This window comes from Ralstonia sp. UBA689 (assembly GCF_002298975.1).
In the GTDB taxonomy this organism is placed as follows: domain Bacteria; phylum Pseudomonadota; class Gammaproteobacteria; order Burkholderiales; family Burkholderiaceae; genus Ralstonia.
Genome location: NZ_DBMV01000044.1, coordinates 73,055 through 92,661 on the forward strand (window position 1 = coordinate 73,055; position 19,607 = coordinate 92,661).

Consider the following 19,607-nt stretch of genomic DNA (forward strand, 5'->3'; position numbering starts at 1 on the left):
TCATGTAAACCATGTCGATGTAAACCATGAAGGCGCGACTGCAGCCGCCATGGCAAGCACCGCCCAAAAGAAAAAGGCCCCCAAGGCGAGCCTTGGGGGCCTGGGTCAGGCGGTCAGCCGCGTGGTCAGCGCGGCAGTTCCGAATGGCCCATAAGAAACGCGTCGACTGCGCGGGCAGCCTGGCGGCCTTCACGGATGGCCCACACGACCAGCGACTGGCCGCGGCGCACGTCGCCGGCAGCAAACACCTTCGGCACGTTGGTGGCGTAGGCGTTTTCGCCTTCGGTGGCGGCGCGGGCATTGTTGCGCGCATCCTTCGTCACGCCAAAGGCATCCAGCACGCCGCCGACCGGATTGGTAAAGCCCATCGCCAGCAGCACGAGATCGGCCTTGAGCGTGAACTCGCTACCTGCCACTTCGGTCATCTTGCCGTCCTTCCACTCCAGGCGCACGGCGGTGAGGCCCGTCACCCGGCCGTTCTCGCCGATGAGCGCCTTGGTGGCAACCGACCAGTCGCGCTCGCAGCCTTCGTCATGCGAGGACGACGTGCGCAGCTTGATCGGCCAGTACGGCCACACCAGCGGCTTGTTCTCTTCTTCGGGCGGACGCGGCAGCAGTTCGAACTGCGTGACCGACGCGGCGCCATGGCGGTTGGACGTGCCAACGCAGTCCGAACCCGTGTCGCCGCCGCCGATCACGATGACGTGCTTGCCATCTGCGCGGATCGGGTTCGGCGCATCGCCGGCCACTTCCTTGTTCTGCGGGATCAGGAATTCGAGCGCGTAATGCACGCCGTCCAGATCGCGGCCAGGCACAGGCAGGTCGCGCGGGACTTCCGAACCACCCGTCAGCACGACGGCGTCAAATTGCTTGAGGATGTCGTCCGCGGCGATGGTCTCGCGTGCGTCGTTGGTGATGCCGGCCGGAACCGTCTTGTCGCCCACCATCACGCCGGTGCGGAACGTCACGCCCTCGGCTTCCATCTGCTGCATGCGGCGGTCGATCTGCGCCTTCTCCAGCTTGAAGTCAGGGATGCCGTAGCGCAGCAGGCCGCCGATGCGGTCGTTCTTTTCGAACAGCGTCACGTCGTGGCCGGCGCGTGCCAGTTGCTGCGCAGCGGCCATGCCAGCGGGGCCCGAACCGACCACGGCCACCGTCTTGCCGGTCTTGTGCTTCGGCACCTGCGGCGCCACCCAGCCTTCTTCCCAAGCCTTGTCGATGATGGCGTGCTCGATCGACTTGATGCCGACCGGGAGTTCATTGATGCCCAGTGTGCAAGCTGCTTCGCACGGCGCCGGGCAGATGCGGCCCGTGAACTCCGGGAAGTTGTTGGTCGAATGCAGCACCTCGATCGCGGTCTTCCAGTCCTGGCGATACACCAGATCGTTGAAGTCCGGAATGATGTTGTTGACCGGGCAGCCGTTGTTGCAGAACGGTATGCCGCAGTCCATGCAGCGAGCGCCCTGGATCTTGGCTTCGTTGTCCGCCAGTGCGAACACGAACTCCTTGTAATGCTTCACGCGCGCTTCGGGCGCTTCGTATGCCTCGTTCTGGCGGGGAAATTCGAGAAAACCGGTCGCCTTGCCCATGGTGTCCTTCCTGGCCCGATGCGCCGGCACAGCGTTGCTGCGCAGGCACGTCGAGCCTGTCTTGTGAGGTTGCGTTGTATTCAGTGTCGGCGGTTGGCTAACCACGTGGGATCAGCCAACCGCCAAGTGGCTTCGAATCAGGCCGCGATTTGTTCGCGCGCGGCTTCCTGTTCGCGCTCGTACATTTCGGTCAGCGCACGCTTGTACTCGGTCGGGAAGACCTTGACGAAGCGGCGGCGCGCATTGGTCCAGTCAGCCAGCAGTTCCTTGGCGCGCTCGGAGCCCGTGTAGCGGAAGTGCTTTTCCACCAGCGCCTTGAGCAGTTGCTCGTCGAGCACGCGTTCGCCGTTCACCTTGTGCCAGGTCGACGGCGTGTGGGCCTTCTCCTGGTCTGCCGACGACAGCACGGATTCGAGCGCGACCATTGCGGTGTTGCAACGCTTGTCGAACAGGCCATCTTCGTCATAGACGTAGGCCACGCCGCCCGACATGCCCGCCGCGAAGTTGCGGCCCGTAGCGCCCAGCACGACGACCGTGCCGCCGGTCATGTACTCGCAGCCGTGATCGCCGGTGCCTTCCACCACCGTGGTGGCGCCGGAATTGCGCACCGCAAAGCGCTCGCCGGCCACGCCGTTGAAGAACGCCTCGCCCGCCAGCGCGCCATACAGCACGGTGTTGCCGGCGATGATGTTGCCGGTCGGTTCACCGCGGAACTCGTGCGGCGGGCGCACGATTACGCGGCCGCCCGACAGGCCCTTGCCCACGTAGTCGTTGCCGTCGCCCACCAGGTCCAGCGTGATGCCGTGCGCCAGGAACGCACCGAACGACTGGCCACCCGTACCCTGCATCTGGATGTGGATCGAGTCATCGGGCAGACCTTCGTGGCCGTAGCGCTTGGCCACCTCGCCCGAGAGCATCGCGCCCACGGTGCGGTTGACGTTGCGCACCGGCTGGATGAACGACACGCGCTCGCCCTTCTCCAATGCAGCTTTGGCCTTCTCGATGAGCTGGTGATCCAGCGCGCGATCCAGGCCGTGGTCTTGCACGTCGACCTGGTAGCACGGCTCGCCTTCCTTCTTGGCCGGCTGGTAGAAGATGCGCGAGAAGTCCAGACCGCGCGCCTTCCAGTGTTCGATGCCGGCCTTGGTGTCGAGCAGATCTGCGCGGCCGATCAGCTCATTGAACGAACGGATGCCCAGTTGCGCCATGATCTCGCGCACTTCCTCGGCCACGAAGAAGAAGTAGTTCACGACGTGCTCGGGCTTGCCCGAGAACTTCTTGCGCAGCACCGGATCCTGCGTCGCCACGCCCACCGGGCAGGTGTTCAGGTGGCACTTGCGCATCATGATGCAGCCCTCGACCACCAGCGGTGCCGTGGCGAAGCCGAATTCGTCTGCGCCCAGCAGCGCACCGATCACCACGTCGCGGCCGGTCTTCATCTGGCCGTCAGCCTGCACGCGGATGCGGTTGCGCAGGCCGTTGAGCATCAGCGTCTGCTGCGTCTCCGACAGGCCCAACTCCCACGGCGTGCCGGCGTGCTTGATCGACGACCACGGCGAAGCGCCGGTGCCGCCGTCATGACCGGCGATCACCACGTGATCGGCCTTGGCCTTGGCGACACCCGCGGCGACCGTGCCGACGCCCACTTCCGACACCAGCTTGACCGACACGTCCGAACGCGGGTTCACGTTCTTCAGGTCATGGATGAGCTGTGCCAGATCTTCGATCGAGTAGATGTCGTGGTGCGGCGGCGGCGAGATCAGGCCGACACCCGGCACCGCATAACGCAGCTTGCCGATGTAATCGGTCACCTTGTGGCCGGGCAGTTGACCGCCCTCGCCGGGCTTGGCGCCCTGCGCCATCTTGATCTGGATCTGATCAGCCGAAGCCAGGTACTCAGCCGTCACGCCAAAGCGACCCGACGCCACCTGCTTGATCTTCGAGCGCAGCGAATCGCCCTCTTGCAGTTCCAGATCGCGCTCGACCACTTCGCGGCCGATCACGTCCGACAGCTTGGTGCCCTGCTTGATGGGAATGCCGCGCAGTTCGTTGCGGTAACGGCGCTCGTCTTCACCGCCTTCGCCCGTGTTGGACTTGCCGCCAATGCGGTTCATCGCCACAGCCAGCGTGGTGTGCGCTTCGGTCGAAATCGAACCCAGCGACATCGCGCCGGTAGCAAAGCGCTTGACGATCTCCTTGGCCGGCTCCACCTCTTCCAGCGGAATGGCGCGTGCCGGATCCACCTTGAACTCGAACAGGCCGCGCAGCGTCATGTGGCGCTTGCTCTGGTCGTTGATCAGGTTGGCGTATTCCTTGTACGTCTGGTACGAATTCGCGCGCGTCGCGTGCTGCAGCTTGGCGATCGAATCCGGGGTCCACATGTGCTCTTCGCCGCGGATGCGGAAGGCGTATTCGCCGCCGGCGTCCAGCATGTTGGCCAGCACCGGCGCATCGCCAAAGGCGTCGCGGTGCAGACGCAGCGCTTCCTCGGCCACCTCGAAGATGCCGATGCCGCCCACGTTCGATGCCGTGCCGTGGAAGTACTTGTCCACCAGTTCGCGCGACAGGCCGATCGCCTCGAAGATCTGCGCGCCGGTGTACGACATGTACGTCGAGATGCCCATCTTGGACATCACCTTGTGCAGGCCCTTGCCAATCGCCTTCGTGAAGTTGTAGACCGCCTTCTCGGGCGTCAGGCCCAGACCCGGCGCCATTTCGGAGAGCGTCTCCATCGCCAGGTACGGATGCACGGCCTCCGCGCCATAGCCGGCCAGCAGCGCAAAGTGGTGCACTTCACGTGCCGAACCCGTTTCGACGACCAGACCCGTGCTCGTGCGCAGGCCCTTCTCCACCAGGTGATGGTGGATGGCGGACGTCGCCAGCAGCGCCGGAATGGCGGCCTGTTTCTCGTCGACCGCGCGATCCGACACGATCAGGATGTTGTAGCCCGACTTGACCGCGTCGACGGCCTCGGCGCACAGCGATGCCAGGCGCGCCTCGATGCCTTCCTTGCCCCACGCCACCGGGTAGCAGATGTTCAGCTCGTAAGCCATGAACTTGCCGCCGGTGTAGTGCTCGATGTTGCGGATCTTCGCCATGTCCGTGAAGTCCAGCACAGGCTGGCTCACCTCAAGGCGCATCGGCGGGTTGATGTTGTTCAGTTCGAGCAGGTTCGGCTTCGGTCCGATGAACGAGACGAGCGACATCACCATGTTTTCGCGGATCGGGTCGATCGGCGGGTTGGTGACTTGAGCGAACAGCTGCTTGAAGTAGTGGTACAGCGTCTTGTTCTTCGACGACAGGACGGCCAGCGGGCTGTCGTTGCCCATCGAGCCGGTGGCTTCTTCGCCGTTGGTGGCCATCGGCGCCATCAGGAACTTGACGTCTTCCTGCGTGTAGGCGAACGCCTGCTGACGATCGAGCAGCTTGGCGGCCGGCTTGGTCTCGGCGGCCACGTCTTCCGGCTTGGCGTCCAGCTCGTCGAGCTTGATGCGCACGGCGTCGATCCAGCTCTTGTACGGCTTGGCGTTGGCCAGGTTGTCCTTGAGCTCCTTGTCGTCGATGATGCGGCCCTGCTCCATATCGATCAGGAACATCTTGCCCGGCTGCAGACGCCACTTTTTGACGATGCGCGACTCTGGGATCGGCAGCACGCCGGCTTCCGAGGCCATCACGACCATGTCGTCGTCGGTGACGTAGTAGCGCGCCGGACGCAGGCCGTTACGGTCGAGCGTCGCGCCGATCTGACGGCCATCGGTAAAGCAGATGGCGGCGGGGCCGTCCCACGGCTCCATCATCGCGGCGTGGTATTCGTAGAAGGCGCGGCGGTTGTCGTCCATCAGCGTGTGCTGTTCCCACGCTTCCGGAATCATCATCATCATCGCCTGGGCCAGCGGATAGCCGGCCATCGTCAGCAGTTCGAGGCAGTTGTCGAACGATGCGGTATCCGATTGACCCGGATAGATCAGCGGCCACAGCTTGGGCAGGTCGTCGCCCAGCACTGGCGACGAGATGCCGCCCGTACGCGCGTTGATCCAGTTGACGTTGCCCTTGACGGTGTTGATTTCGCCGTTGTGCGCAACCATGCGGTACGGGTGCGCCAGCTCCCAGGCAGGGAACGTGTTGGTCGAGAAACGCTGGTGCACCAGCGCCAGCGCCGACACCGTGCGCGGGTCTGCCAGGTCCTGGTAGTAGCGGCCGACCTGCTCGCACAGCAGCAGGCCCTTGTAGACGACGGTGCGCGCCGACATCGACGGCACGAAATATTCCTTGCCGTGCTTGAGCTTGAGCGCCTGGATGGCGTGGCTGGCGGTCTTGCGGATCACGTACAGCTTCCGCTCCAGCGCGTCGGTGGTCATGATGTCGCGGCCGCGCCCGATGAAGATCTGGCGGATCACCGGCTCGGTCTTCTGCACCGTCGGCGACATCGGCATGGTCTTGTCGACTGGCACGTCACGCCAGCCCAGCACGACCTGGCCTTCCAGGCGCACGGTGCGCTCCAGTTCCTGCTCGCAAGCCAGGCGGGAGGCATGTTCCTTCGGCAGGAAGATCATGCCGACGCCGTATTCGCCGGCCGGCGGCAGGTTCACACCCTGGCGCGCCATCTCTTCGCGATAGTACTGGTCGGGAATCTGCAGCAGGATGCCCGCGCCGTCGCCCATCAGCGGGTCGGCGCCGACGGCGCCCCGGTGGTCGAGGTTGTGCAGGATGCGCAAGCCCTGCTGGACGATCTCGTGGCTCTTCTTGCCCTTGATGTGCGCGACAAAGCCAACGCCGCAGGCGTCGTGTTCGTTGGTCGGGTCGTACAGACCTTGAGGCGCGGGAGCGCCCTGGACGGTCGTCGAATCAGCGCTCAGCGGCGCAGCGGGGAAGGAATGTTGTTCCACGGCGATCTTCCGATGTTGTCGGCACGGCACGCCGTAGAAGGCCCTCGCAGTGGTGCGGATGCGGTGGGCAAACAAGCAATGGCGCGCCGCACCATAAATGCGGGGTGAAACGACTATAAAAGAGCGTTCCGGAACAGGCAAAAGTTTTTAAATGGGGTCAGATTAAATTAATAAATGCACGCTCGCAGTGCGGATTTATAAATGGGGACAGATTATGTTGGCGCAGATTTCGACGCCTGCATGCGCGCGCTGGCGCACTCAGCTATTCAATGGCAACGCTGTCCTCCGTCCCCACTTCTGCGGCTGTGCGTGGCGGCCGACCTTTGGGCAGCGGCGCGACGCGGCGCCCCCCCGTACGGGCCAGCGTAGCCAGAAAGGCCTCGCCTCCGAGCGGCCAACCGCTGTGGACATGCTGCCGGATCTTTGCGAGCTGATCCGGGCCGAGCCCGTCATTCCAAAGCGCTCTATAGCGCGACTGGCGCTCGAATGGCGTGTTGCCAAGCCGCCAATAGCAATAGTGATCACTTACCCATGGAATCGACTGGATGCCGACGTGATGTCGATAGCTGCTCCATCGATCGTCTTCCGGAGTGGCAACCAGACCGGCCCGTACAGCGTTGGACTCTACGTACAGCAGCACCGGCAGCACCCACTCGGCCGGGTCCAGCACGGTCGAACGAAAGCGCCCCTCCCACAGCGTGCCGCTGCGGTCGGCCACCGTATTGAAGTACCGCGTATAGCGCCGCCCCACCGCCTGCAGCGTCCGCGACAGGCTCTCCGCCGCCTTGGGCGTGCCCACCAAGTGCACGTGATTCGGCATCAATGAGAATGCGTGGATGGCGAAGTCATGCTCGCGCGCAGCCATGCGCAGTGTGTCGAGGTAAAAGGCGTAGTCATCATCCGTGCGGAAGACCGCCTGCCGATTGTTGCCGCGCTGCAACACGTGCACAGGGACATCGACGGGGCTGAGGCGAGGCAGACGGGCCATGGTGAAAAACAGGCAAGGAAAGCGCTCATCGTAGCGCGCCCCGATTAAATCTGTCCCCAATTTTTCGTGCAGCAAACGGTTGCGTGTCGGCTGTCGCCGGAGCGCAACGGGCATCGCCCTCGTTCCCCGCCGGATTTGCCTGATGTCAAACCGCGACGTGCTCGGCGCAAACGCGCGGTTGCCAACTTGATCCCGCGCAAATCGGCCGACGCCCCTTGCCGCGAGACTGATTCCCATCACATCAACGAGACGAGATCAAAGGGAGCGATTCATGGCTTTTGTACGCCTAGCCGCCGCAGCCGCAATGACCGGGGCTCTTGCCGCCAGCTTCAGCCCGGCCGCCTTCGCGCAGAGCACCGATCTGCCGCCGGCCACCGGTAATTGGATGGTGCGCCTGCGCGCAGTCAACCTGACTGCAGCCAACAAGTCCGACGCGGTACCCGCGCTGGCCATTCCGGCCGATGCTATCCAGATCAACAACAAAGCATTTCCTGAGCTGGATATCTCGTACTTCTTCACGCCGAACATCGCGACCGAGCTGATCCTGACCTACCCGCAGCAACAAGACGTGACAGTGATGCAAAGCGCGCTGGGCGGCCCGACCAAGATCGGCAGCTTCCGCCATCTGCCGCCGATCCTCACGCTGCAATACCACTTCACTCCGGAATCGCGCTTCAAGCCGTACGTGGGCGCCGGCATCAACTACACACGCATCTCCAATGTGGACTTGCAGGTGCCGGGCGTCGGCTCGCTGGATCTTTCCAAGAACAGCTTCGGCCCCGCGCTGCAAATCGGCTTCGACTACCGCCTGACCGACCACGTCTATTTCAACATGGACCTGAAAAAGACCTGGATCAGCGCGGACGTGAAGATGGGTGGCCAGACCATCAGCAAGGTCAAGGTCGACCCGTGGCTGCTGGGTATCGGCTTAGGTTACCGCTTCTGAGGGAGACGATCAGCGAACAAACCTTCTTCTGATCGACTTTTCCGACGTGCCGCAGGGGTCGTCGACGGCGGGGGCGCTCGTCGACGGTGGTTGGCGCGTTCGGCCCGGCATGCGTTGGGGCGGCCGGGCATTTTTTTTGGGCGCGCACTTTTTGCGCGGCGCCGGATCAAGGCGCGCAGCGCGTCAAGCCGGTCAAGCGCGCCCGTTCCCGCTCAGACCACATCCACCGCAAAGATGCGGCGGTGCTCCTTGATGGCGTAGCGGTCCGTCATGCCGGCGATGTAGTGCGCGATCCAGCGCGGCTGCTCTTCGGGGTTGACCTTGGCCTGGTACTGCGGCGGCAGCAAGCGCGGATCCTCAAGGAACGCACGGAACAGGTCGTCGATGATGCGGCGTGCCTTTGCGGCCATGCGCATCACGAGATAGTGGCGATAGAGCTCGTCGAACAGGAAGCGCTTGAGCACGCGCGCCTCTTCGCGCATCGGCGCAGAGAAGGCGACCAGCGCGGACGCCGCGCGCACCTCGTCGACGCTCTGCGGCGCAACCTCCGCGATGCCGGCGCGCGTGGTAGCGATCAGGTCGACGATCAGCGCGTTGATGATGCGGCGGATGGTCTCGTTGATGAGACGCCGGCCACCCACATCGGGAAACGCGGCCTCGGCCTCACGACGGTGGATGGCCCACAGCGGCACGTCTTCCAACTGCTCCAGTGTAATGAGGCCAGAGCGCAGGCCATCGTCGATGTCATGGTTGTTGTAGGCGACCTCATCAGCCAGGTTGGCGAGCTGCGCTTCCAGCGACGGCTGCTGCCCTTCGAGAAAGCGTCGCCCCAGGTCGCCCAACGCGGCGGCGTTGTTGCGCGAGCAATGCTTGAGGATGCCCTCGCGCGTCTCGAACGTGAGGTTCAGGCCGTCGAAACCGCCGTAGCGCTCTTCCAGCCGGTCGACCACCAGCAGGCTCTGCAGGTTGTGTTCGAAGCCGCCGTACGGTTTCATGCAGTCGTTGAGCGCGTCCTGCCCGGCGTGGCCGAACGGCGTGTGGCCCAGGTCGTGCGCGAGCGAAATCGCCTCGACCAGGTCTTCGTTCAGCCGCAGGCTGCGCGCAATCGAGCGGGCGATCTGCGCGACCTCCAGGCTGTGCGTCAGGCGCGTGCGGAACAGGTCGCCCTCGTGGTTCACGAAGACCTGCGTCTTGTATTCGAGCCGGCGGAAGGCAGTGCTGTGGATGATGCGGTCGCGGTCGCGCTGGAATTCGGTGCGCGAGGTGGACGGCGGCTCGGCATGCACGCGGCCGCGCGTCAGTGCCGCGTGCGCGGCGTACGGTGCGAGGTGGCCCTCAAGATCGAACGGCGCAGGCGGCAAATCGAGTCGATCGTTCATCGGGCCATCTCGTCTGACATCAGGCGACGGGCGCCTCGGTGGGTGGGCGCAGCACCGCGTGCTGCAAGGTGGCGCGCAGGTCGGCGTCGGGCACGGTGGTCACAAAGGCCTTGCCCAGCTTGCGCAGCAGCACGAACTTGATCTCGCCGGCCTCGGCCTTCTTGTCGACGCGCATCAGGTCGATGAAGCGCTCGACCCCCAAGTCTGGCGCCACCGTCGGCAAGTTGGCCGCACGCGTGAGCGCGGTGATGCGGTTGCGCGTATCGATGTCGATGAAGCCCAGGCGATGCGACAGGTCTGCTGCCATCACCATGCCGCAGCCGACGGCCTCGCCATGCAGCCATTCGCCGTAGCCCAGGCCCGCCTCGATGGCGTGACCGAAGGTGTGGCCGAAATTTAGGATGGCACGCAGGCCGGATTCGCGCTCGTCCTGCGCCACGACCGATGCCTTGATGCGCACCGAACCGCGCACGGCTTCGGCCATCAATTCCGTATCGCAGGCGTTGAGGCCAGCGATGTGCTGTTCGATCCAGGCAAAGTAATCAGCATCGGCAATCGCGCCGTGCTTGATGACCTCGGCCATGCCGGCAGCCAGTTCGCGGGCCGGCAATGTGCCCAGCGTGTCGATGTCGGCCAGCACCGCCTGCGGCTGGTGAAACGCGCCGATCATGTTCTTGCCCAGCGGGTGGTTGATGCCCGTCTTGCCGCCCACCGATGAATCGACTTGCGAGAGCAACGTCGTCGGCACCTGGATGAACGGCACGCCGCGCATGTAGCAGGCGGCCGCAAAACCCGTCATGTCGCCAATCACGCCGCCGCCCAGGGCGATAAGCGTGGTCTTGCGATCCGCCCCCGAAGCGAGCAGCGCGTCGAAGATACGGTTGAGCGTCTCCCACTTCTTGAACGATTCGCCATCGGGCAGCACGACCGTATCGACGGCCTTGCCGAGTGAACGGACGGCAGATTCGACCTTGGCAGCGTAGAGCGGCGCGACGGTCTCGTTGGTGACGATCACGGCACGCGCGCCGCGAATGTGAGGGGCAAACAGCGCAGCCTGGGCGATCAGCCCCGACCCGATGTGGATCGGATAAGAGCGTTCGCCCAGGTCGACATCGACGGTAATCATGACTGGCGGGAGACTTGCGAGGAGGTAGTGGAACTCGCGGGCGGCGCCACAATGCCAGCCACTTCGAGTTGCATCAGCACCATATTAACAAGCTGGGCGACGGTGGGCTTGCCGGTTTCAATGACAAAGTGCGCCACCTCGCGGTATAGCGGATCGCGGACCGCCAGCAGTTCTTCAAGCTTGGCGCGCGGGTTTTCCGTCTGCAGCAGCGGCCGGTTCTTGTCGTGGCGTGTGCGCAGATACAGGTCGTGCGAATTGGCGCGCAGATAGATCACGGTACCGCGCTCGCGCAGGAAGGCGCGGTTCTCGGGCCGCAGCACGGCGCCGCCGCCGGTGGCCACAACCACGCCCTTGCGTGAGGTGAGCTCGTCGATCACGTGGGTCTCGCGGTCGCGGAAACCCGTCTCGCCCTCGAGCTCGAAGATGACCGGCACGCGCACGCCGCAGCGCGCCTCGATCTCATGATCGGAATCGAAGAACGGCAGATCAAGCCGGCGAGCGACCGCCCGGCCAACCGTGGTCTTGCCCGCGCCCATCAGGCCGACGAAAAAAACGTTGGAAACAGACAAAATCGCGTGAAATCAGAAAGTTAGGTCCGATTGTAGTGGCTTTTGCCCTTCGCCCCGCACAAACCTGGCCGCAGGACACAAAAAAGCCCGGCACTCCGTTGAAGGAGTGCCGGGCTTGCGGATGACAACTCCGCGCAGCCGATTACTTCAGCGACAGCTGGTCGGACAGCACGCGCGGCGTCAGGAACACCAGCAGTTCGGTGCGGTTGTTGATCTTTGCGGTGCTCTTGAACAGGTTGCCCACCACCGGGATGTCTCCCAGTAGCGGCACCTTGCTGACGTTGGTCTGCTCAGTCTGCGTGAAGATCCCGCCGATCACGACTGTGCCGCCGTTCTCGACCAGCACCTGTGTCTGCACGTGCTTGGTGTTAATGGCAAGACCGCCTGGGGTTATATCGCCGGGGCTGTCCTTGTTGACATCCACATCCAGGAAGATGTTGCCGTCCGGCGTAATTTTTGGCGTCACTTCCAGCTTCAGATTGGCTTTCTTGAACGACACCGAGGTCGCGCCAGACGAGGTCGCCTGCTGGTACGGGATCTCAGTACCCTGTTCGATCAGCGCTTTAACATTGTCCGCTGTAACGACACGCGGGCTGGAGACGATCTTGCCGAGGCCATCGGCTTCGAGCGCGGACAACTCCAACGCCAAGAAGCGGCCGGCGCCCGCGTTGAACAAGCTCACTGCCACACTGGCAGGGCTGACGCCGCCAAGGGTACCTGCCGGGAAGCTGATCGCCGGGCTGTTGTCCGACGTTGCCCCCGGCAACACATTGGGATATGTGTTGCTGATGCTCGCGCCGTTGTTCTTCGCGGTAAAGCCCAGCTTGGCACCCAAGTTACGGCTGAACGTGTCATTAGCCTCAACGATGCGCGCCTCGATCATCACCTGGCGGACCGGGATGTCGATCTTCTGGATGAAGGACTGCACTTCTTCCAGCTTGCTCGGGACATCCGAAACGAACAGTTGGTTGGTTCGGGCATCCGACGTCAGCGAACCGCGCTTGGACAGGATGCGCGAAGGGGTACCGCCAGCAGCGCCCGCGCCGCCGGTCGCACCTGTACCCAGCAGCATGTTGCGCACGTCATCGGCGCGTTGATAGTTCAGGCGAAACACCTGGCTGCGCAGCGGCTCCAGCTCAGTCACCTGCTGTTGCGATTCCAACTCGGCCTTCTCTTTCGTGGCCAGCTCATTGCGCGGCGCTACCCACAGCACGTTGCCATTGCGGCGCGAGGCTAGCCCCTTGGAGTCCAGCACGATCTGCAGCGCCTGATCCCACGGCACGTCCTTCAGACGCAGCGAGAGGGTGCCCGTCACGCTGTCGCTGGTGACGATGTTCAGGTTGGTGAAATCGGCAAACACCTGCAGCAGCGAGCGCACGTCGATGTTCTGGAAGTTCAGCGACAAGCGCTCGCCACGGTAACCCGGGCCAGAGATCAGCTTGTTCGGGTCTTCCTTGGTCGGGCGCACTTCCACCACGAACTGCGTGTCGGTCTGGTACGAGCTGTACTGCCAGTTGCCACGCGGCTCGATGATCAGACGGGCGCCAGTGCCGTTGTCGGTGGCGCGCACAGACTGCACGGGCGTACCGAAGTCGCTGACGTCATAGCGGCGACGCAGCGATTGCGGCAACGTCGCGCCGACGAAATCGACCACCAGGTTCTGACCTTGCTGGGCGATGTTGATGGCGGAGTTGGCCGTCGACAGGTCGACCACCACGCGGCCGGCAAGGTCGTCACCACGGCGGAAGTCAACATTGCGCACAGCCGGGCGCTCGGCACCGGCCACCGGCGTCGGCGCAGCAAACGTCGGCGCGGCCACGGCAGCCGCGACAGGCGCCGGCTCCAGTGTCAGCACATACTGGTTACCGCGCACTTCCGACTTGTACTTCGTCTGGCGCGCCAGATCGAGCACGACGCGGGTGCGATCGCCGATCTGCACGACATTGGCGTTACGCAGCAACTTGCCGCCGTACTGGTAATTGGCGCGGCCCTGGGCAAAGCCCGTGCCGAAGAAATCGATGGCGATGCGCGCAGGCTGCTGCGTGCTGAATTCCACCGGCTTCTGTGCGGGCGCATTCTTCAGCGTCACCGTTACGACGGTGGATTCGCCGGCCGTGGCCTGCTCCACCTTCTCGATGGTATTGCCGGAAGCAGCGGCCGGCGCGCTTGCCGCCTGCTGGGCGACGGCCTGACCTGCCACCATGAACATGCACAGCGAGAGCCATGCGACCGCGCCCCCCCGGGCCACTCGGGCTGCCTGGGCCAGGCCGCCCTTCACGAGACGCATCGTCATTGCGCGCCCTCCTGAACTTTCAGGGTAGTCATTTTTTCTTTCCATTCGGCCGTGCCTTCGCGCACCAGCTCACGCAGGGTGAGCTCCTGGTCGCCAATGCGGACGATGCGGCCATAGTTTTGTCCGATGTACTGCCCCACATGCACGTGCTGCGTCTTGCCCCCGACAGACAGGACGCCTTCCGTCTCGCCGTTGCGCTTCATCGTCCCGAGCAGCTTGAAGGCTTCCAGCGGATAGTCTTCCAGCGGCTCGCGACGCCGGTTCGGCTCCGGCGATTCGTTTTGCGCGCGCGAGAGTTCCGCCACCTTCTGCACACTGAACGGATCAGTCTGCTTGGTGGTCGTGTATTCGCGCGGCGCGTAAGGTTTGGGTTGCGGCAGCGGCTGCACGGTCGTGCTGACACTCTGGCGCGCCTGCTGCATCCACTGCCGCAATTCGTCATCCTCGCTCGCGCCGCAGGCCGTCAGCACGACGGCCAGGCACAGCGGCGACAAGCGCAAGAGAGACGACCGGCGGCGACGGCTCATGGCGAGGCCCCTCATTTGGCGCCTCCCTTGGCGGCGGCAGCGGCCTTGCGCTGGGCGGCCTGCTCGTCGGCGTCGAGCGCGCGGTAAGCGTCAGCGCGGGCTTCCATCACCATGCCGCCGTCCTTGGTGCCCGTCAGCGAGATGTTCTGCAGCGTGACGATCCGCGACAGCCCAGCCACGTCGGCGGCGAACAACGCCATGTCGTGGTAGCGGCCATTGACCTTCACTGCCACGGGGATCTCTGCGTAGTACGGCTTGACCACGGCGCCCTGCGGACGGAACAGGTCGAAAGTCAGGCCACGCGCGATACCGGCGTGGTTGACGTCGGCCAAGAGCGCATCCATCTCGGTCTTGTTGGGCAGTTGCAGTTCGAGCTTGGCGACGCGGCGCTCCACCTCGGCCTTCTGCTGGCGCAGCGCCTCAAGGTTCACCACCTGCGCGAGCTTGCTCTGGTACGCAGATTTCAGGCTTTCCTGCTCGGTGCGCTTGGCGTCGCGCTCGTCAAACTTACCGCTCCAGTACAACTGCCAGCCCAGCCCGATCACCACAACTGCGGCAAGGATCATGAACAGGATGCGCGGCGCGATCGGCCAGGTTTCCGGCTCGTTCAGGTTCAGGCCACGGAACTGGCCGACCAGGTCTTCCAGCGAGATTTCGGTCGAGAGAGCCATGGTTATTTCCTCGCCACTGCGCTGGCCGCACCGGGCTTGGCCGGCGTTGCCGGTTCAGCCTTCCATTGGAAGCGGACGGTGAAGTTGAAGAGGCGGCGCTGTTCCTTCAGGTTGTTCGTCATGGTGGTGGCCACCGACTCGCCGAGTTCGGCATGATCGAGCCAGGACACCGAACTCAGGTTGCGCAGCAGATCCGACACCCGCTCGTTGGACTGCGCCACGCCAGACATGGTGTATTTGTCGCCCTCTTGCTTGAGCGAGGTCAGGTAGATGCCATCCGGCACCTGGCGCACCAGCTCTTCGAGCAACTGCACGGGGCGGTTGCGCAGGTTCTGCAGGCTTTCCACCGCCTGTTGGCGCTGCAGCAGGTCGTCGATGTCTTTCTTGAGGGTGTTGACCTCGGCGATCTGCTTGTCCATCTCCGCGTTCTTCTGCGTGAGGATCTGGTTGATGCGCTGCGCCTCTTCGGTCTGGTGATCGATCACCATGCCGCCCAGGAACACCACCACGGCGCCCGCAGCGGCCGCAGCGCCCAGGCTCATGAAGACTTTCTTACGCTTACCCGCACGCCGCTCGGCGTGATACGGCAGCAGATTGACGCTCGGGAGCGCATTGACGCTTTCGTTGGCCATCGCCCCTCCTTATTGCAGCCCGCGCAGGGCCAGGCCCGCGCTGACGATGTACGCCGGCAGATCGCGTTGCAGATAGCGCGCGTTGACGTTCTTGGCCGCGCCCATGTTGGCGAACGGGTTGGCCAGCGTCGTGTTGATCTGCGTCTGCTGCTGAATGGCGGTCTGCACGCCCAGCAGCGACGCATGGCCGCCCGACAGCACGATCTCGTCAACACGGCCGACGCTCGACGTCGACAGGAAGTTCTGGATCGCCTGGCTGACTTCCATCGCCAGCGTTTCGAGCGACGGCTTGAGCAACTGGCTGCGGTATTCGTCGGGCAGCGTGTTCTTGCGCTTCTTCACCTCGGCCTTGAGCAGATCGAGCGAGAACAGGCGGGAGATGCTCTGCGTGAGCTGATCGCCGGAGCCCGACAGCGGCTGCTCGTACAGCTCTTTCCAGCCCTGGTAGAACAGCGCATGCGAATGCGCGCCGCCCAGATGGAACATGGCCACCACGGGCATGTCGCGCATCTCGGTCTCGGTGGCGTCCTGTTTGACCGCCAGCATGTGGGTCATGGCGCGCTGGATGGCGTTTTCCTCGACATCCATGACGATCGGCTTCAGGCCAGCCATCTCGGCGGCGGTCACGCGCTCGGTGACACGCTCTGAGACGGTCGCAGTCACGCGCACGCCGATCCCGCCCTCGGTTTCGGACGGGCCGATCACCACGTAGTCGAAATTGACGTTTTGCGAAGGCGGAAACAGCCGGTTGGCCTCGCTCTCGACCTGCACGAAGAGTTCGTCTTCGGTCAGGTTGTCGGGCAGGCTGACGGTCTGCGACTCCGTCAGGCTGGAAGGAATGGCGAGCACGGCTTCCTTGCCGCGAATGCCCGCCTTGGCGATGGCGCGCTTGAGCGCATTGCCCACCGCATCAATATTGACCAGATTGCCGTCGGCGACGGCACTGCGTTCAATCAGCTCGCTGGCGCACTTCTCGAGACGGAAATCCCCCTGCTTGCCATTGGCGGACAACTCCACCACCTTGACGCTGGAAGACCCGATATCAATCCCGACGATATTGCGGCGCAGCAGGCCGGACAACAAACCCCGTCGCACAGAGACACCCCACCGTTTATATATTTTTGAACCCTGGCGCCCGCTCCACGTCCAACGTGCGCCATAGCCTGCATGGATTTGCTGCTGGATTCTCACAAAATCCTTTAGAACAGGCAAACGCTCCGGCTGACCGCGATGCATTTCGCAGGCGTCGATTCGTAAAGCGTTGTCAAAACCCCACGGTCGGGGGATACCCCTTTCGCCTGACTTGATTTCCGCTTCGTCTACTTCTAACGGCGGATTCCCCGCGGCCTTGAATCTGGGTGCCGCGAGTGCACAATCCGCGCGCATCCGGTGCCGGGCACGCCACAAAACTGCGGCCCGAGTGCAGCCGGCAGCGCCGCCGTGACAGCGGTTACGCGTTGTTACGCCCCTACGGCCGGACCCCGCAGGTCCCGACGATATAATCGCCGCCACGCTGACAGACACCCCTTGTAATGGCTACTGCCCAAACCACGCCCGCTTCGCCCAAGCCGCCCAAAGCCCGCCGCCCGCTCTGGGTACGCCTGCTTCTCTGGATGTTCGGCCTGTTCGTTGCCATGGGAGTCGTCGGCGCGCTGCTGGTGGGCTACGCCCTGCTGGTTGCCGCGCCCAACCTGCCTTCGCTGGACGCCATCACCGACTATCGGCCGAAGATCCCCCTGCGCGTCTACACCGCCGACAACGTGCTGATCGGCGAATTCGGCGAAGAGCGCCGCAGCTTCGTGCCGATCACGCAGATGCCCGACGTGATGAAGCGCGCCGTGCTCGCCATCGAGGACGACCGCTTCTACGAGCACGGCGGTGTCGACTTCGTCGGCGTGCTGCGCGCGGGCCTGGCCAACCTGCACGGCAGCCTGTCGCAAGGCGCCTCGACCATCACCATGCAGGTGGCGCGCAACTTCTTCCTCTCCAGCGAGAAGACGTACACGCGCAAGCTCTACGAGATGCTACTGGCGTACAAGATTGAAGCCAGCCTCACGAAGGACCAGATCCTCGAGCTGTACATGAACCAGATCTACCTCGGCCAGCGCGCGTACGGCTTTGCCAGCGCCGAGCAGATCTACTTCGGCAAGAACATCAAGGACATCACCCTGGCAGAAGCCGCCATGCTCGCCGGCCTGCCCAAGGCGCCGTCGGCGTACAACCCGGTGGTGAACCCGAAGCGCGCCAAGATTCGCCAGGAATACATCCTGCAGCGCATGCGTGATCTGCACTACATCACGCCGGAGCAGTACCAGCAGGCCATCAACGAGCAACTGCCCGTGCGCGGCGAAGGCCATGAGTTCGATGTGCATGCCGAGTACGTGGCTGAGATGGTGCGCCAACTCATGTATGCGCAGTACCGCGAAGAAACCTACACGCGCGGCCTGACCGTCTACACCACGCTGCGCAAGGGCGACCAGGACGTCGCCTACCAATCCGTGCGCCGCGGCATCCTCGACTACGAGCGTCGCCACGGCTACCGCGGCCCCGAGGCCTTCATCGACCTGCCCGCCGACGCCGACGACCGCGAACAGGCCATCGACGACGTGCTGCTCGAACACCCGAACAGCGACGATCTGCAATCGGCCGTGGTGGTGAGCGTGGCGCCCAAGCTGGTGCGCGCCACCATGCTTTCCGGCGAGACCATCGAATTGTCGGGCGACGGCCTGCGCTTCGCCCAGGCTGCGCTGTCGGCCAATGCTCAGCCGAAGATCAAGCTGCGTCCGGGCGCGGTGATCCGCGTGACTCAGGATGCCAAGACGCAGAAATGGTCGATCACGCAACTGCCGGAAGTGGCCTCGGGTTTTGTCTCGCTGGACCCGCAGACGGGCGCGATCTACTCGATGGTCGGCGGCTTCGACTTCAACCGCAGCAAGTTCAACCACGTCACGCAGGCCTGGCGCCAGCCGGGTTCGAGCTTCAAGCCGTTCATCTACTCGGCGGCGGTGGACAAGGGCTTTTCGCCGTCCACGGTGATCAACGATGCGCCGCTGTCGATCCCGACCGGCGACACTGGTGGTCAGGTGTGGGAGCCGAAAAACTACGGCGGCGGCTACGACGGTCCGATGACGATGCGCCGCGCGCTGCAGAAGTCGAAGAACCTCGTCTCGGTGCGCATCCTGCGCACCATCGGCACGCAATACGCGCAGCAGTACATCACCCGCTTCGGTTTCGAGGCCGATAAGCACCCGGCCTACCTGCCAATGGCGCTGGGCGCGGGCTCGGTGACTGTGCTGCAAATGGCCGGCGCGTACTCGGTATTCGCCAACGGCGGCTACCGCGTCAACCCGTACATCATCGACCGCGTGGTCGATGCGCGCGGCACGGTCATCCAGCAGACCCATCCGATGACTGCAGCCAAGGACGCCGTGCGCGTGATCGACCCGCGCAACGACTTCATCATGGATTCACTGCTGCGCAGCGTCGTCTCGGGCGGTACGGGCTACCTGGCCAAGCAGAAGCTCGGCCGCACCGACATGGCCGGCAAGACCGGTACCACGAACGATTCGTTCGACGCCTGGTTCTGCGGCTATACGCCCAAGCTGGTCGGCGTGGCCTGGATCGGCTACGACAACCCACGCAGCCTGGGCGACCGCGAAACCGGTGGCGGCCTGGCCCTGCCGATCTGGATCAACTACATGAGCTACGCCTTGAAGGGCCAGCCCGAGACGGACCGTCAGCCACCCGAAGGCGTGGTGCAGATGGCCGGCGACTGGGCCTACGAGGAATACGCCAACGGCCAGGGCATCGCCTCGGTGGGGCTGGGCGATGCCATGCCGGGTGCGTCGGCGCCGGAGGGCGAACAGCCGGGGCAGCAGCCGAGCATCAACCTGGCTCCGACGCCGGAACAGGAGAAGCAGAAGGTCCTCGACATGTTCCGCGGCAACTGAATCTCGCCGCCCACGAAAAAACCCGCCGTGGGGGTAATGCCGTTCAGTTAA

13 protein-coding genes are annotated in these 19,607 nt (G+C 64.0%); 2 read left to right on the forward strand and 11 right to left on the reverse strand.

All coding sequences use genetic code 11. The features are described 5' to 3' along the window. Window positions 1-125: 125 nt before the first annotated feature. From B4F51_RS21845 to B4F51_RS21855, 3 genes are all read right to left on the reverse strand, one after another. The gene (locus B4F51_RS21845; RefSeq protein ID WP_296228821.1) at window positions 126-1,589 is read right to left on the reverse strand and encodes a glutamate synthase subunit beta; all 1,464 of its coding nucleotides are present in this window, start codon (window positions 1,587-1,589) and stop codon (window positions 126-128) included. Window positions 1,590-1,726: 137 nt separating this feature from the next. After that, window positions 1,727-6,475: a glutamate synthase-related protein gene (locus tag B4F51_RS21850; protein WP_296228822.1), complete on the reverse strand. Its 4,749-nt coding sequence runs from the start codon at window positions 6,473-6,475 to the stop codon at window positions 1,727-1,729. A 262-nt stretch (window positions 6,476-6,737) separates the two neighbouring features. After that, window positions 6,738-7,463 carry a transposase gene (locus B4F51_RS21855; RefSeq protein WP_296228823.1) on the reverse strand — a complete coding sequence of 242 codons (726 nt, stop codon included), beginning with the start codon at window positions 7,461-7,463 and terminating at the stop codon, window positions 6,738-6,740. A gap of 271 nt (window positions 7,464-7,734) precedes the next feature. On the opposite strand from B4F51_RS21855, the gene B4F51_RS21860 reads away from it, so the two are divergent. Continuing rightward, window positions 7,735-8,409, forward strand: coding sequence for an OmpW/AlkL family protein (locus tag B4F51_RS21860; RefSeq protein WP_296228825.1), 675 nt, complete (start codon window positions 7,735-7,737; stop codon window positions 8,407-8,409). A 212-nt stretch (window positions 8,410-8,621) separates the two neighbouring features. On the opposite strand, the gene B4F51_RS21865 is transcribed toward B4F51_RS21860, so the two are convergent. From B4F51_RS21865 to pilM, 8 genes are all read right to left on the reverse strand, one after another. Continuing rightward, complete coding sequence (locus B4F51_RS21865; RefSeq protein WP_296228827.1) at window positions 8,622-9,788, reverse strand: deoxyguanosinetriphosphate triphosphohydrolase; 1,167 nt, start codon at window positions 9,786-9,788, stop codon at window positions 8,622-8,624. 19 nt (window positions 9,789-9,807) lie between these two features. Beyond that, entirely contained in the window at window positions 9,808-10,914 is a 1,107-nt protein-coding gene (gene aroB, locus B4F51_RS21870; RefSeq protein ID WP_296228828.1) for a 3-dehydroquinate synthase, read from the reverse strand. Beyond that, entirely contained in the window at window positions 10,911-11,483 is a 573-nt protein-coding gene (locus tag B4F51_RS21875; RefSeq protein ID WP_296228829.1) for a shikimate kinase, read from the reverse strand. Before B4F51_RS21875 ends, aroB begins: the two co-directional genes overlap by 4 nt. Window positions 11,484-11,625: 142 nt before the next feature. Continuing rightward, complete coding sequence (gene pilQ, locus B4F51_RS21880; RefSeq protein ID WP_296228840.1) at window positions 11,626-13,770, reverse strand: temperature dependent type IV pilus secretin PilQ; 2,145 nt, start codon at window positions 13,768-13,770, stop codon at window positions 11,626-11,628. 2 nt (window positions 13,771-13,772) lie between these two features. Then, window positions 13,773-14,318: a pilus assembly protein PilP gene (locus B4F51_RS21885; RefSeq protein WP_296228830.1), complete on the reverse strand. Its 546-nt coding sequence runs from the start codon at window positions 14,316-14,318 to the stop codon at window positions 13,773-13,775. Next, on the reverse strand, window positions 14,315-14,974 hold the full coding sequence (locus B4F51_RS21890; RefSeq protein WP_296228831.1) for a type 4a pilus biogenesis protein PilO: 660 nt from the start codon (window positions 14,972-14,974) through the stop codon (window positions 14,315-14,317). Before B4F51_RS21890 ends, B4F51_RS21885 begins: the two co-directional genes overlap by 4 nt. Window positions 14,975-14,976: 2 nt before the next feature. Continuing rightward, entirely contained in the window at window positions 14,977-15,606 is a 630-nt protein-coding gene (locus B4F51_RS21895; RefSeq protein WP_296228832.1) for a PilN domain-containing protein, read from the reverse strand. 9 nt (window positions 15,607-15,615) lie between these two features. Next, window positions 15,616-16,686 carry a type IV pilus biogenesis protein PilM gene (gene pilM, locus B4F51_RS21900; protein ID WP_296228833.1) on the reverse strand — a complete coding sequence of 357 codons (1,071 nt, stop codon included), beginning with the start codon at window positions 16,684-16,686 and terminating at the stop codon, window positions 15,616-15,618. A 452-nt stretch (window positions 16,687-17,138) separates the two neighbouring features. Here pilM and B4F51_RS21905 point away from each other — a divergent pair, with 452 nt between their 5' ends. Continuing rightward, the gene (locus B4F51_RS21905; protein WP_296228834.1) at window positions 17,139-19,556 is read left to right on the forward strand and encodes a penicillin-binding protein 1A; all 2,418 of its coding nucleotides are present in this window, start codon (window positions 17,139-17,141) and stop codon (window positions 19,554-19,556) included. The last annotated feature ends 51 nt before the right edge of the window (window positions 19,557-19,607 follow it).

What these genes read in the sequence shown, in the direction of transcription:
- B4F51_RS21845 (WP_296228821.1), bottom strand. Translation starts at nt 1,589, where the DNA reads ATGGGCAAGGCGACCGGTTTTCTCGAATTTCCCCGCCAGAACGAGGCA.
- B4F51_RS21855 (WP_296228823.1), bottom strand. Translation starts at nt 7,463, where the DNA reads ATGGCCCGTCTGCCTCGCCTCAGCCCCGTCGATGTCCCTGTGCACGTG.
- B4F51_RS21860 (WP_296228825.1), top strand. Translation starts at nt 7,735, where the DNA reads ATGGCTTTTGTACGCCTAGCCGCCGCAGCCGCAATGACCGGGGCTCTT.
- B4F51_RS21865 (WP_296228827.1), bottom strand. Translation starts at nt 9,788, where the DNA reads ATGAACGATCGACTCGATTTGCCGCCTGCGCCGTTCGATCTTGAGGGC.
- aroB (WP_296228828.1), bottom strand. Translation starts at nt 10,914, where the DNA reads ATGATTACCGTCGATGTCGACCTGGGCGAACGCTCTTATCCGATCCAC.
- pilQ (WP_296228840.1), bottom strand. Translation starts at nt 13,770, where the DNA reads ATGCGTCTCGTGAAGGGCGGCCTGGCCCAGGCAGCCCGAGTGGCCCGG.
- B4F51_RS21885 (WP_296228830.1), bottom strand. Translation starts at nt 14,318, where the DNA reads ATGAGGGGCCTCGCCATGAGCCGTCGCCGCCGGTCGTCTCTCTTGCGC.
- B4F51_RS21890 (WP_296228831.1), bottom strand. Translation starts at nt 14,974, where the DNA reads ATGGCTCTCTCGACCGAAATCTCGCTGGAAGACCTGGTCGGCCAGTTC.
- B4F51_RS21895 (WP_296228832.1), bottom strand. Translation starts at nt 15,606, where the DNA reads ATGGCCAACGAAAGCGTCAATGCGCTCCCGAGCGTCAATCTGCTGCCG.
- B4F51_RS21905 (WP_296228834.1), top strand. Translation starts at nt 17,139, where the DNA reads ATGGCTACTGCCCAAACCACGCCCGCTTCGCCCAAGCCGCCCAAAGCC.